At 42.0% G+C, this 14,539-nt stretch carries 12 protein-coding genes; 6 read left to right on the top strand and 6 right to left on the bottom strand.

Annotated features, from left to right (window positions below; all coding sequences use genetic code 11):
* Positions 1 to 16: 16 nt before the first annotated feature.
* Complete coding sequence (locus G509_RS0112535; protein WP_026991846.1) at positions 17 to 661, bottom strand: DUF47 domain-containing protein; 645 nt, start codon at positions 659 to 661, stop codon at positions 17 to 19.
* 197 nt (positions 662 to 858) lie between these two features.
* Between G509_RS0112535 and G509_RS0112530 the strand changes: the two genes are divergently transcribed.
* The 3 genes from G509_RS0112530 (at position 859) to G509_RS0112520 (ending at position 4,990) form a co-directional block, all read left to right on the top strand.
* A complete protein-coding gene (locus G509_RS0112530) occupies positions 859 to 2,487 on the top strand; it encodes an acyl-CoA carboxylase subunit beta (RefSeq protein ID WP_026991845.1) in 1,629 nt (542 codons plus the stop codon).
* Between the two features lie 138 nt (positions 2,488 to 2,625).
* Positions 2,626 to 3,276: a class I SAM-dependent methyltransferase gene (locus G509_RS0112525; RefSeq protein ID WP_026991844.1), complete on the top strand. Its 651-nt coding sequence runs from the start codon at positions 2,626 to 2,628 to the stop codon at positions 3,274 to 3,276.
* A gap of 97 nt (positions 3,277 to 3,373) precedes the next feature.
* A complete protein-coding gene (locus G509_RS0112520; protein ID WP_026991843.1) occupies positions 3,374 to 4,990 on the top strand; it encodes a M1 family metallopeptidase in 1,617 nt (538 codons plus the stop codon).
* A 17-nt stretch (positions 4,991 to 5,007) separates the two neighbouring features.
* On the opposite strand, the gene G509_RS0112515 is transcribed toward G509_RS0112520, so the two are convergent.
* Together G509_RS0112515 and G509_RS0112510 are read right to left on the bottom strand one after the other, a co-directional pair.
* Complete coding sequence (locus G509_RS0112515) at positions 5,008 to 6,063, bottom strand: AMP-binding protein (protein ID WP_035738937.1); 1,056 nt, start codon at positions 6,061 to 6,063, stop codon at positions 5,008 to 5,010.
* Positions 6,056 to 6,988, bottom strand: a complete 933-nt coding sequence (locus G509_RS0112510) for a CPBP family intramembrane glutamic endopeptidase (RefSeq protein ID WP_026991841.1) — start codon at positions 6,986 to 6,988, stop codon at positions 6,056 to 6,058. The genes G509_RS0112515 and G509_RS0112510 overlap by 8 nt, the downstream gene beginning before the upstream one ends.
* Positions 6,989 to 7,067: 79 nt before the next feature.
* Here G509_RS0112510 and arsC point away from each other — a divergent pair, with 79 nt between their 5' ends.
* Together arsC and G509_RS0112500 are read left to right on the top strand one after the other, a co-directional pair.
* Positions 7,068 to 7,409: an arsenate reductase (glutaredoxin) gene (arsC, locus tag G509_RS0112505; RefSeq protein ID WP_026991840.1), complete on the top strand. Its 342-nt coding sequence runs from the start codon at positions 7,068 to 7,070 to the stop codon at positions 7,407 to 7,409.
* Positions 7,410 to 7,503: 94 nt separating this feature from the next.
* Complete coding sequence (locus G509_RS0112500) at positions 7,504 to 10,008, top strand: TonB-dependent receptor (protein WP_026991839.1); 2,505 nt, start codon at positions 7,504 to 7,506, stop codon at positions 10,006 to 10,008.
* 349 nt (positions 10,009 to 10,357) lie between these two features.
* Here the strand turns inward: G509_RS0112500 and G509_RS0112495 are convergent, their stop codons facing one another.
* The 3 genes from G509_RS0112495 to G509_RS0112485 all read right to left on the bottom strand — a co-directional run bounded on the left by G509_RS0112495 (position 10,358) and on the right by G509_RS0112485 (position 12,724).
* Positions 10,358 to 10,759, bottom strand: a complete 402-nt coding sequence (locus G509_RS0112495; RefSeq protein WP_026991838.1) for a hypothetical protein — start codon at positions 10,757 to 10,759, stop codon at positions 10,358 to 10,360.
* A gap of 124 nt (positions 10,760 to 10,883) precedes the next feature.
* Positions 10,884 to 11,324 (bottom strand): hypothetical protein, encoded by a 441-nt coding sequence (locus tag G509_RS0112490; protein WP_026991837.1) that lies wholly within the window; start codon positions 11,322 to 11,324, stop codon positions 10,884 to 10,886.
* Between the two features lie 125 nt (positions 11,325 to 11,449).
* Entirely contained in the window at positions 11,450 to 12,724 is a 1,275-nt protein-coding gene (locus tag G509_RS0112485) for a Glu/Leu/Phe/Val family dehydrogenase (RefSeq protein WP_026991836.1), read from the bottom strand.
* A 372-nt stretch (positions 12,725 to 13,096) separates the two neighbouring features.
* Here G509_RS0112485 and G509_RS0112480 point away from each other — a divergent pair, with 372 nt between their 5' ends.
* Positions 13,097 to 14,497: an MBL fold metallo-hydrolase gene (locus G509_RS0112480; RefSeq protein WP_026991835.1), complete on the top strand. Its 1,401-nt coding sequence runs from the start codon at positions 13,097 to 13,099 to the stop codon at positions 14,495 to 14,497.
* The last annotated feature ends 42 nt before the right edge of the window (positions 14,498 to 14,539 follow it).

Here is a 14,539-nt window from a genome sequence, read left to right as displayed (position 1 = left end):
GTGTTTAGGGGTTGTGTTATGAATGTTTAACCGAGATAGACTCCAGCACATTCGCTACTCCTTTACATTTATCTGATGCTGTTTCTAATGATGACAGCACTTCTTTATATTTAATGATGTTTTTGGCATCAGTCTCGTTTTCAAAGATATCGGCAACAGCCTTATCAAAAACGTTATCTGATTTGTTTTCTAATTTATTAATACGCTTGCAGGCATCTGCAATGCCCTGAAGGTTTTTCATATCTTTAAGATCGCCCACTGCTGCATGAATCAACTGGCAGCTCTCAAGGGTAATCTCGGTCATCTTTCTAATCGACTTGGTAATTTTTTCTACCTGGTACAGCCTCATGCGGTTAGCAGCGCCATAAAGGTAATCGGCTACGTTATCTATTGCCGATATAAGTGCGTGAATGTCTTCGCGGTCAAACGGGGTAATAAAGTTACGGCTTAATTCAAGGTTGGTCTTGTGGGCAATCTCTTCAATTATCGCTTCTAATTCTTCTATCCTTCTGTATAATGGCTCTCTTTCTGCTTTTGGTAGATTTACCACCTCGTGCAAAGTTTCTGCCAATATTACAAGGTTTGTGGTTGCCTGCTCAAATAGAGGGAAAAATTTCTTATCTTTTGGTACAAGAAACTGGAAGATGCTGTTTATAGACATTTACGTTTAATTTGTTGCCGCAAATGTAAGTTTGCAATGTTAAGAAATGGTTAAGTAATTATAAACTTGAAGTTATTAATATTAAGCGTTTGTAAACCCATAAATTTAAGGGTACTGCAAAAAAATATTATAATTACAAACGTTTTCGTATTTTAGCAGCAACAAAACTACAAATATTTAAATATATACAATATATAATGGATTTAAACTTCAATAAAAACGAAGACCATAATAAGCTGTTAGTGTCTGACATGAAGCAGCGTTTTAATAAAGTAAAGCTTGGCGGCGGCGAAAAACGCATAGAAAAACTGCACGCCGAAGGCAAAATGACGGCCCGCGAACGTATAGATTACCTATTAGATGATGGCGCCAAAAGCATTGAAATTGCGGCCTTTGCAGGCGATGGCATGTATGCCGAACACGGTGGATGCCCAAGTGGCGGCGTTGTGGTAAAAATGGGTTACGTGCGCGGCAAGCAGTGTATCGTGGTGGCTAACGATGCCACGGTTAAGGCCGGGGCGTGGTTTCCTATAACCGGGAAGAAGAACCTTAGGGCCCAGGAAATTGCTATGGAAAACCGCCTTCCTATCATCTACTTAGTAGATAGCGCGGGGGTTTACCTGCCTTTACAGGATGAGATTTTTCCTGATAAAGAGCATTTTGGGCGGATTTTCCGCAACAATGCCATAATGAGTAGCATGGGCATTACTCAGATTGCGGCCGTTATGGGTAGCTGTGTAGCCGGCGGCGCGTACCTGCCTATTATGAGCGATGAAGCCCTTATTGTTGATAAAACGGGCAGTATCTTTCTTGCCGGAAGCTATTTAGTAAAGGCCGCTATTGGCGAAAACATTGATAACGAAACCCTTGGCGGTGCTACTACGCATTGTGAAATTTCGGGTGTTACCGACTATAAAGCTAAAGATGATAAGGACGCCCTTGACCGAATTAAGAATATTATAGATAAGATGGGCGATTTTGATAAGGCCGGGTTTAGTCGTATTAAGTCAGAGAAGCCTGCCCTGCCACCCGAAGATATTTACGGCATTATACCTAAATTGCGCAACGAGCAGTATGACATGATGGAAGTCATCAAACGTTTGGTAGATAACTCTGATTTTGAGGAATATAAAGCCGGTTATGGCCAAACCATTATTACAGGTTATGCCCGTGTAGATGGATGGGCTGTGGGCATTGTAGCCAACCAGCGCAAGGTGGTAAAATCTAAAAAAGGCGAAATGCAGTTTGGCGGCGTAATATACTCAGACAGTGCCGATAAGGCTACACGCTTTATTGCCAACTGTAACCAAAAGAAAATTCCGCTTGTGTTTTTGCAGGATGTTACCGGCTTTATGGTAGGCTCTAAATCAGAGCATGGCGGCATTATTAAAGATGGCGCCAAGATGGTAAATGCAGTTAGTAATTCGGTTGTACCAAAATTTACTGTAGTTATTGGAAACTCCTATGGTGCAGGTAATTACGCCATGTGCGGCAAGGCCTACGACCCCCGCCTTATTGTTGCCTGGCCAAGTGCCGAGCTTGCCGTTATGGGTGGCACACAGGCTGCTAAGGTGCTTATGCAGATAGAAGCATCATCGTTAAAAGCTCGTGGTGAGGTAATTACACCCGAAAAAGAATCCGAAATGTTCGATAAGATCAAAGCTAAGTACGATGCACAGGTGTCGCCCTACTACGCGGCATCGCGTATCTGGACAGATGGGGTTATCGACCCACTGGATACCCGCAAGTGGATATCGCTTGGTATTGAGGCTGCTAACCATGCTCCTATCGAAAAGAAATTTAACTTAGGGGTTATACAGGTATGATCTAAAGTCTAAAGTATTAAGGTCGAAAGTTTTAAAGTCGATTTTAAGTGATATAAGATGTATGAAAGTATAAGAATAGCTGAAAGTATCGTAGGAAACTACGGTACTTTTTGTATTTTTAGGCTTCAATTTGAATCGATGAAACTAACCGATACCCAACTGCAACAGCTTGCAGCTCAGCTACGTTGCCCAGATGGCGACGGCGGCCTTAAAGTTGCCGAAATGATGACAGCTACCAATGCTAATATCATAAACAAAACCATTGATAGCCTGCAACTTACAACCGGAGATACTATCTTGGAGATAGGCCCCGGTAATGCCAGTCACCTGAAAGATATATTGGCTCTTGCCGATAGTTTAACATACACAGGTATCGACATTTCCGAAGCTATGATTACTGAAGCTCAGAACATTAACAAGCAGTTTACTAATGCAAGCTTTACACTTACTGATGGTAACAGCATCCCCTTCGGCGAAAGCCAGTTCTCTAAGATATTAACAGCCAATACCATATACTTTTGGGAGCACCCGCAGGAGTACGCCAACGAGATTGCGAGGGTATTGCAGCCGGGCGGTTTGGCATCTATTGCCTTTATCCCAAAAAGCACTATGCAGCACATTCCATTTGCCAAATTTGGGTTCACACTTTATGATATAGAAACGGTTGAAAAACTCCTCCAAAATGCCAAATTAAGGGTTAATATTTCACTTTCGGACTCTGAGTTTGTCATTAGCAACAGCGGCGAGCAAATTAAAAGGGAGTTTGCAATTATTACGGCTCAAAAATAATTTACTTTCAAATCGAAAATACCTGTCAACACAAAATTTCGTTATAGCGTAACAATTCATTACTTTCGATACCAATACAACAAATCTCTTGTTCGTTATGAAAAACATCTTAATTATAGCTTTATCGTTAGTCAGCTTTTGCGCATCGGCACAAAATTTTACCCGCCGCGACAGCCTGCAGGGTGGCCTTCGCCCCGAGCGTACCAACTATGATGTGCAGCGTTACGACCTTAATATTACTGTAGACCCTGACAAACGCTTTATTTTTGGTTATAACGACATAACGTTTAAGGTGGTGGAAAATACAGGCAAAATTCAGGTTGACCTGTTTGATAACATGCAGGTAGACAGCATTGTATACAACAAAGCTAAACTGCCCTACAAGCGCGATAACGATGCGGTTTTTATCACCTTCCCCTCACAGCTAAAAAAGGGGAATGAGGAGAAAGTCAGGTTTTACTACTCCGGCAATCCTAAAGTGGCTAAAAATGCCCCTTGGGATGGCGGCTTTGTATTTGCTAAAGATGGTAATGGCAAACCGTGGATAGGCGTTGCCGTACAGGGCACGGGTGCCAGCCTATGGTATCCGGTTAAAGACCACCAGACCGATGAGCCCGATCGTGGGGCTTCTATAAAAGTTGCAGTGCCAAACGGACTGATGAATGTCAGCAATGGCCGCTTCATCGGTAACGAAGACCTTAAAAACGGCTATACCCGTTGGGACTGGGAGGTTAAAAACCCCATTAACAACTACGATATTACCCTTAATATTGCCGATTATGTGCATATTCACGATACCAACAACGGGCTCGACCTTGATTATTATGTACTGAGTTACAACGAGAAAAAAGCCCTGAAACAGTTTGCCGAGGTAAAGCCCATGCTGGATTGCTTTGAGAAGAAGTTTGGCCAATACCCCTTTTTTGATGATGGCTACAAGCTTGTGGAAACATCATACCTTGGTATGGAACACCAAAGTGCTGTGGCATACGGCAATAAGTACCGCAAGGGCTACCTGGGCACAGATATGACCGGCACGGGCATTGGCCAGGAGTTTGACTATATTATTGTGCACGAAAGCGGCCACGAGTGGTTTGGCAACAGCATTACCAGTAAAGATATTGCCGATATGTGGATTCATGAGGGGTTTACCACCTACAGCGAAACCGTGTATGTGGAGTGCCGTTTTGGCTACGATAAAGCCATGCAATACATTAACGGGCAGGCCAATAATGTACAAAACCGCAAGCCTGCCATTGGCATTTTTGGCGTTAATAAAGAGGGCAGCGGCGACATGTATTACAAGGGTGCACTAATGCTAAACACCTTGCGCCACGTGCTAAACGACGATGATAAATGGTGGAAACTGATACTGGACTACTCGAACACCTACAAAAAACAGATTATTGATACAGAGACGGTTATTGCATTCTTCAACAAACAAATGGGTGCCGACCTTACCCCTGTTTTTAACCAGTACCTGCGCCACGCGGCTATACCTAAACTTCAGATAAAATTAGAGGGTAAAAACCTTGAATACCGCTGGCAAACGGACGAGCCTAATTTTGTAATGCCGGTAGAAATAAAAGTAGACGATAAAATTATAAGGCTAAAAGCCACCAAAAACTGGCAAAAAACACCTGTAAAAGCCAAGAGCTACGGCGATGTTTTTGTTATGGTTAATAAATTTTACGTTAATGTGGAGACGATGTAATATCCCTATAATGAAAACTAAAAACCAAGTCCCTTTAAAATTGCTGCGCGTTGTATTTTACCCGATCCGGTTTCTAAAAAGGTATCGGTAAATAACACGTCTTTCGGTTTTTCAAATTTTCCTAAGTTAGAAAATACGGTGTCATTCAACGTATACGGCTTACCTTCTATAACCAGTACCAGTTTTTCGCCCAGGGTAGCATCAGGTACACCCGCTACAAAAAAGCGTTGTTGTATATGGTGAGATAGCTTCTCTTCAATCTGTTCGGGGAAAAGCTTAACACCCCCGCTGTTTATTACATTATCATAACGGCCAAGCCATACAAAATGGGTATCATCTATAATATCAACCACATCGTTCGTGATTAAGGTTTCATCAGTAAGCTTATACGGATTAATGACTAAGCAATTGCGGTCGTCAGTACTAATATCAACGTTGGGCAGCACCGTAAAAGCAGGTTCGGCAATACGTTTTGCCGCAATATGGCTCACGGTTTCGGTCATGCCGTAGGTTTCGTACACCTTGGTATCCAGGGTCTTCAGTTGTTTAGACAAGGCACTGCTAACCTTTGCTCCGCCCAGTATCAGCTTTTTAATATTGTTCAGTTTTTCCAGCGAATGCTGTGCCTGCAGCGGTACCATAGCACAAAAGTCGTACACGGTATTATTCCGCTCCAGCGGATTAGATGATGGCTCCACCAAATCAGTATGCCAGCCTAAAATAAACGTACGCACCAACATCATCTTACCCGCCACAAACTGGCTCGGCAGGCAATGCAGGGCTTTGGTGGAAGGTCCGGCCTCAAAAAATTCGCCGGTAGCAAGGGCGCTGTTAACCATCGCCTGTTTGGCAACGCGAATAACTTTTGGGGTACCGGTAGTGCCCGATGTTCGCATCTCGATAAAATGGTTGGCATCAAACCAGTCCAATATAAAATCGCCAATGGCTTTTTCGTACGGCGCACCTTCTTTAATAAAACTGTAGGCCACGCGGCCAAGATCTTCGGCAGTAAAGTGGAAACCGTTCAGTTTACATTTAGGGTGCACAAAATTAGGGGTAATGGTATTATTCATGGCCAATAGCATCTATAGTAACATCTTGCTTAGGAAGGACAATTTTACCGGTTAGTTTTTCTTTCCAGTTGGTCCATTTGTATTTTTTAGCGAAGATAAAAAGCAGTATTGGGTAAATAATTACCACGGGCAGGAGTATATCGTATCCCGCAGATGGTTCTGATATATCTTTTAATATGGATGGCGTTTGCAATGCAGAATAGTCCTGGGTTACCAAAAGGCATCCTATAAGATTATTGGCCGCATGAAACCCAAGCGAAAGTTCCATACCATCGTCCATTAATGTTGTAATGCCTAAAAAGAAACCCGTACCTACATAATACAGTAAAAGCAGGTAACCCATTTTTCCAACTTCGGGGTTAGCAATGTGCATTAGCCCAAACATTAAAGAGGTAAACACTAACGGAAAAAGCCTGCTGCGTGTAGCAATGCCAAGCCCCTGCATAAGATAGCCACGAAACAAATATTCTTCAAAACTGGTTTGCATAGGTATAAGCACAATAGCCATTACAAAAAGTATGGCAAAAGGTACAGGCTGAAAATTAAATTCAAAATTTTGAGGCTCACTAAAATAAGCCAGTAATGTGGTGGCTACGGTTATTAACGACCACAACCCGAATGAGAAAAATATACGTCCCCAGTCTACTTTTTTTCGGGCAGTAGTAAGGCTTTTTATAGATTGTTTGTTCACAAATTTTACCCACACCAATAGCATTACCAAAAAAAAAGCCAGGGGGGCCACGCTTTGTAAAAACACAGCGTTCTCGCTGCTTTGCTCAATTTGCTGTTTCATAAGAGCCTCGGTATCAATATCCAGAAGCAGTATAGCAACAAAGTTTAGCAGTATTAATAAAAAGAATAAAATGGGTATAGGCAAGTACTTTATAAAGTCGTATTTTTTGCTGTAAGCCTGTTCAATGTACATATTTAATTTTTACTATTTGTTAGCACTAAAGTACTTTAATTTTATAATTATAATGGCGTACTTTTGCAAAAACAATTTAATGATTACCATTTACCACAACCCACGCTGCAGTAAATCGCGAGAGGGTTTACAACTGCTGGAACTGCAAGGGCAACCTTTTACTACCGTTAAATACCTTAACGAGCCGCTTACCAAACAAGAGCTTACATCTATTATAGCAAAACTGGGCATTGCCCCAATTGATTTGGTACGCCAGAAAGAAACCATCTGGATAAAAGACTATAAAGGCAAACAATTAACTGACGACCAAGTTATTGACGCCCTGCTTGCCCACCCCAACCTTATAGAAAGGCCTATTGTTATTAACGGAGACAAAGCCGTTATAGCCCGCCCTGCCGAAAAGATAAAAGAAATCCTATAAAAATTTTAACAAAGCTTTAAGATTTCGCCATTAAACCATGGCGTGTTTATTGCGTCTAACCCGTCAATTCACAAAACCTACTATACATTTTTAAATGAAACATTTCCAAACATCTATTTTATTAACGTTCCTGCTTTCGGCGTTTATGGCTTTTGCCCAGAACCCGCCCGCTCCTGCCAATGCCGTTAAAATTACCGGTAAGCTTATAGAGCAGGAAAGTAAGCAGCCCCTTGAATTTGCAACCGTTACCGTACAAACAATGGATAACGTAACCGTTACCGGAGGCCTTACCGATGCCAAAGGCGAATACGTACTTCAGGTTGCACCGGGCACGTACAATATTAAATACGACTTTATATCGTTTAAATCAAATCTTATTCCTGCAAAAGTAATAACAGGCGATACCAACCTGGGCACCTTTGCCATGGCGGGAGACGCTACCGTGCTTGATGCTGTAGAAATTACTGCAGAGCGCTCTACCGTTGAGATTAAGCTGGATAAGCGTGTTTATACCGTGGGTAATGATATGATGGTTAAAGGTGGTACGGTTAGCGATGTACTGGATAACGTTCCGTCGCTATCGGTAGATGCCGAAGGTAACGTGGCGCTTAGGGGCAACCAGAGCGTTACCATCTTAATAGATGGCCGCCCGTCTAACCTTGCCGGCAGCAACGTTGCCGAGGTGCTTAGGCTTTTACCGGCCGACTCGGTAGATAAGGTAGAGGTTATAACCAACCCATCTGCACGCTATGATGCCGAAGGTGGTGGCGGTATTGTAAACATCATCCTTAAAAAAGGTAAAGCCGGTGGCTTTAACGGGTCGGTTATTGCCAATACGGGCGATCCTGAAAACCACGGTATTAGTACCAACCTTAACTACCGCAGCGAAAATTTTAATATTTTTAGCAACATTGGCTACAGCTACCGTAACAATCCGGGTAACTCGTTTACTAACAGCGAATACCTTGATAAAGAAACTAACGAGACTACAAGCTATACTAACGAACGCCGTACTAACGACAGGCTTCGTAAAGGGTTTAACGCCAGCCTTGGCCTTGAATGGTTTTTAGATAAAACGCTTACGTGGACCAACTCGCTTAGCATAAGGAGAAATGTGGGAGATAACCCATCTAAAACTTTTTATGATAACTATGATGCCGACAGGAATTTTGTAAACACCCGTTTTAGGTACAGTGCCGAAGATTCTAAAGAGAGCAACCTTAACTATTCTACCAGCCTTACCAAAAAGTTTAACGAAGATGGCCACGAGCTAAAGATAGATGCATCGGTATCTAAAAATTTAGATGATGAGAACGCAAATATTAGCGATGAGATATTAAATACTACCGATTTTGCCAACAATACCTACCAGCGTACATCGAACGATCAGGATGAAACCCGTTCGCTATTGCAAGCCGACTATGTTTTGCCTATTGGCGAAAAAAGCCGTTTTGAAGCCGGTTACCGTGGTAGTTTTGCCAAGCTGGAAACAGATTCGCGCGCAGAAGACCTTATCGATGGATCTTTTGTAAACAATACACAATACTCCAACTACTTAGAGTATAAAGAAAATGTAAACGCATTGTACACTCAGTTTGGGTCTAAAATTGGTAAATTCTCTTACATGGGAGGTTTACGCTGGGAAGACTCTAATATAGATGTCAACCTGCTTACTACCCAGGATTACAACAATAAAAGGTACAACAACTTTTTTCCAAGTGCCTTTTTTGGTTATGAGTTTTCGCAAAGCAGTAACCTTAGCCTTAGCTACAGCCGTAGGATAAACCGTCCGCGTGGCAGGTTCTTAAACCCGTTCTCAGGCCTGCAAAGTGGTATTAACCTTTTTAGGGGTAACCCGGACATTAACCCGTCTAAAACCCACGCTATCGACTTAGGTTACCTTAAAAAATGGGATAAGGTAACGCTTAACACATCGGCCTACGTTAATATTACCGATGATACTTTCCAGTTTGTAAGGCAGCAAAACGGCGACACTTTTAACGGTGTACCGGTAACGCTTACTACCCCAATTAACCTTGCTAAAGAGTACCGTTTTGGTTTTGAGTTTAATGTAAACTACAATCCGTTTAAATGGTGGAGGATAAACAGCAACTTTAACTTTTACCGCAACGAGACACAGGGCGATTATACCTTTACTTATACCGATATAGATACCGGTGTTGTTACCAACGATTTCCAGGATTTTAATAATACAGCTTACAGCTGGACAACCCGTGTAAACTCTAAAATTACCCTGCCTTATAAAATAGACTGGCAACTTAACGGCCAGTACGAGGCACCACAAAATAATGCGCAGGGCAAGCGCAGGGCGCAAGCCGGTTTAAATACTGCCTTAAGCAAAGACATATTTAAAGATAAAGCTACTATAGCGCTTAACGTTCAGGATATTTTTAACTCAAGAAAGATGAAGGTAGAAACCTACATACCTAACCAGGTGCGTTCGTACAGCGAAATGCAATGGAGGGTTAGGCAGGTTACCTTATCGTTTACCTACCGTTTTAACATGAATAAAAACGACAGGCAAAAAGAACAGCAGCGCAACCAGGAAGGTGGCGAAGGCGAATATATGGGAGGATAATTTACTTGTTCTATTTATACAATGTGCCGCGTGAGAGAAATTTCACGCGGTTTTTTTATGAAGCATTTTTCCATCCCGAATGACTGGAACACGGATGACGCGGATGCAACGCAAACACGGATTGTCACGGATTTTTAAGGGCTATAATTCACTATGACTGTTCCTGCACCATTATTGCAAGCGAAGTGCAACGAAGCGCGGCAATCTTTACAACTAAATCGCAAAGATTACTTCGTCGTGGCTTCTCGCAAAGACGTACACGGGTATGGTATATTATCAGGAGCATGTCATTCCGAACGTAGCCTGCCGGCAGGCAGGCGCAGCGAAATTGAGGAATCTCAACAGAGAACTACTTCTTAAAACTCCATGTCAATGCTTTTGTCATGTCCTTACCTCCAAGTACCGAAAGCACCGCACCAACAAAATTGGCATCGTTAAAACTGTAGGTAGGAAACTGCCCAGCAATAGGCATATCACTAATAAAATTGATGTTGTTGTAGTAAAATTTATCATTGGCACCCACATAAACAGTACGCCCGCCGGAGTTTTGCGCATCGATACTATAAATTAACCTTCCAAAAACCTCGGTATAATTTTTAGAATAGTAGGTTAGCTTAGGGCTTAAAGTGGGTTTAAGAAGGCCATCGTCTACCCTGCTTTCGTTAACAGCAGCCTGCAAAATTTGCGGCACCTGTTGCGCATGGCACAGGCATCCAAAAGCTAAAGCGGCAATGGTAAGTAACTTTTTCATAGCGATGGTATTTAGGAGATTACCAAGTTAGTAAAAGTTACTGAGATAATAAGGTTATGAGGTATTTAGTTACTTAGGAGCTTAGAATTATACCATGCTTACCTATGCAGTGTAGCATCTACTATTACTCCGATTTTCTAATTAACAGACTATCAAAATCATATTCACTTTTAAAAAGGTATAAGAAATCAAATTGAAATTTATCCAAAGTAATAAATCTTACACCATATGCGTGTTCTAATTTGTTGCAAATTATAATAGTGTTCGATATCTTCTTTCCAATTATACTATTCCAAAATTTACTATCATCTTTAGAAATACATTGTGAATCTAAAGGAATTTCATTTAAATCAATCCTATCTATTTCAATACTAGAATGCTCTGTATTTGCTTTAAACCGATATGCAATTTTGTTAGAGAAACTAAGAAAGATATCTCCATCTGCTTCTTCATTCCTGATATCAATTGGAATGTGATCAGAGTCGCCGGTAAATTTTCTATAACAATTCTTTATAGAACACCCTTCTAAATATTGTAACTCTGTAATAAAATCTTTGATGTTCATTTGCGCGATAAAAACCAAATATATAAAATTAATTTACAGCATAGCAGCACCTAAGTCTCTTAGAACCTCCCAAAAATAGAAAAGGCACCATAAATGGTGCCTCTCTCCTATAAAAATCCCATTTATTAAGGGAAAATTCCTCTTTGCTTGTACGCCATTTCAATCCTGGTAAGGGCAACAATGTAGGCCGCTGTTCTCCAGTCGGTTTTATATTGTTCAGATGTAGCAAGCACTTTACCAAAAGCCTCTTCAAGCTTTTTTCTAAGTTTCATAATCACATCGTCCATGTACCAAATTTCGCCGTTACGGTTTTGTAACCACTCATAGTAGCTGCCAATAACACCACCCGAATTACATAAAATATCCGGAATTATCTCTACACCATTAGCAAGCAAAATAGCTTCGCCTTCGGTATCTGTAGGGCCGTTAGCACCTTCGGCAACAACAATAGCTTTAATATCAGCCGCATTGTCTTCGGTAATCTGGTTACCAAGAGCTGCAGGTATTATAATATCGCAATCAATTGCAAAAAACTTAGTCGAGTCAAAATCATGGTTTGTATACCCATGAATGGTAGCATTCTCGGTCTGGTAACGCAATAAATCTTCAGGGTCCATACCATCAGGATTGTAAATAGTACCTGTAGCATCTTGCACACCCACTAAAATAGCGCCGTTTTTATTCATAAAATGCGCACTCCAGTAACCTACGTTACCAAAGCCCTGCACAATGTACTTTTTACCTTCAAGGCTAATGCCTTTTTGTTTGGCCCAATATTCTAAAGTAACCACAACACCAAAGCCTGTAGCCCTGTCGCGGCCTTCTAACCCGCCAGATCCTACCGGTTTACCGGTAACAACGTGCTGGTTTTTAGAGCGTTCTGCCGGCGATTTTGTAGACATATATGTGTCTGCAATCCAGGCCATCATCTGGGCGTTGGTATTAACATCCGGAGCCGGTATATCGTGTTCAGGGCCAATATTATCGCCAAGAGCGTAGGTAAACCTGCGGGTAATCCTTTCAAGTTCGCCCTGCGAGTATTTTTTAGGATCTAACTGTATACCACCTTTACCACCACCATAAGGCAGCCCGGCAAGCGATGTTTTCCAGGTCATCCAGGTAGCCAGAGCCCTTGCGGCATCCAGGTCTACTGTTTCGTGGTAACGCAGTCCGCCTTTGTAAGGGCCTAAGGCGTTGTTGTGCTGTACACGGTAGCCGGTAAATACCTCTACGTCGCCACTATCCATCTTAACTGGAAAATGTACTACTATTTCGTTATTGGTTATCGATAAAATTTTCTTTACGCTTTCGTCAAGTCCCATAACCTCTGCGGCTCTTTCAAACTGGTTCTTTACGTTTTCGTACATGCCCGTCCTGCGGGTTTTTGAAGTTGTTGCCATAATTTATTTGATACGACTGGTTTCTTAAAAAGTTAAATGCTTTAAAAGCAATACAAATATAATAACTTAAATCGATTGCGTTATTAATTTTACAGAAAATAAACATTAAAATTATGATTGCTGTAATTTTATAAAAAATAAGTGCTTTAAAAATACACATACCATAATTACGAATCTCATTATTACGCTTACAAATCGTTAATACACAATGCAATATAATTACTTACAAATTTCAGTAAAAGTACGGTTGTATGGTGTTATAAAATGTATAATTTATTTAACCTATTTTGGTATATTTGCAATACGCCAAACGGCACATGCCGCGCGGCGCTTAGTGCCTGCATATCAGGCAGTACATTTTAATTTACCATCATGAAAATAGAACAAATATATACCGGCTGCATTGCGCAGGCCGCCTATTACCTGGAAAGCAATGGCGAGGCTGCCATTTTTGACCCCCTAAGGGAGGTGCAGCCTTACATAGATAAAGCCACCAAAGACAACGCCAAAATAAAGTACATTTTCGAGACGCATTTTCATGCTGATTTTGTGTCCGGACACATTGACCTTGCCCAAAAAACCGGTGCCGAGATTGTTTACGGCCCTACCGCCCAGCCCGAATTTAAAGCTACTATAGCTTTTGACGGACAGGAATTTAAAGTAGGCGCTTACACTATTTTAGCCATGCACACGCCCGGCCATACGCTTGAAAGCACCTGCTACTTACTTTTAAACGAAGAAAACAAAATACACGGCATTATTACCGGTGATACCCTGTTTATTGGCGATGTTGGCCGCCCCGATCTTGCCCAGGCATTAAGCAGCGAGCTTACACAAGAGGTTTTGGCATCGCACCTGTACGATTCGCTTCGTAATAAAATTATGCCGTTGCCGGACAGCACCATTGTGTACCCAAGCCACGGTGCAGGCAGCTCTTGCGGCAAGAACATGAGCAAAGAAACTACCGATACCCTTGGCAACCAAAAGCAGGTTAACTACGCCCTTCGCGCCAACATGACCCGCGCCGAGTTTATTGCCGAGTTACTGGATGGCCTTGGCAAACCGCCGGCTTACTTCCCTCAAAATGTAATGATGAACATTCAGGGCTACCAAAGCCTTGATACCGTTATAAAAAATGGCGCCAAGCCCCTTACCCCTGCCGAATTTGAAGCTACCGCCAACACTACCGATGCCCTTGTATTGGATGTAAGGCACGAGAATGATTACACGGCAGAGCATATTCCCGGATCGGTATTTATTGGCCTTAACGGCAATTTTGCCCCCTGGGTAGGCGCCCTTATTATGGATGTTAACCAGCCTCTTTTACTGGTTACGCCCGAAGGCCTGGAAACCGAAGCCGTTACCCGCCTTGCCCGTGTTGGGTTTGATAATACTCTTGGCATTTTAAGCGGTGGCATTGCTGCCTGGAAAGCCGCAGGTTTTGAGACAGACAGCATAAAATCTGTTTCGCCGGATGAATTTTCAGATGCTTTTAATGATGCTACTGTAGTGGTAGATTCGCGCAAGCCAAGCGAATTTGATGGTGGCCATGTGGTTAACGCGCTTAACATTCCGCTTGATTTTGTTAATGAGCAGCTGGCTGAAGTACCTAAAAACCAACAATTTTACATTCATTGTGCCGGTGGTTACCGCTCTATCATTATGGCATCTATACTTAAAGCACGTGGCTACCATAATATGATTAATGTAGAAAAAGGTTTTGGCGGCATTAAAAACACAGGTGTAAAAACCACGCTTAACCAACCGGTTTAAGCAAATAAAATTTCAACAAAAAATAATAATCAACCATAACCA

Origin of the sequence: Flavobacterium subsaxonicum WB 4.1-42 = DSM 21790 (assembly GCF_000422725.1) — a bacterium.
Taxonomy (GTDB): Bacteria; Bacteroidota; Bacteroidia; order Flavobacteriales; family Flavobacteriaceae; genus Flavobacterium; species Flavobacterium subsaxonicum.
This window is presented reverse-complemented; position numbering and strand designations above follow the sequence as displayed.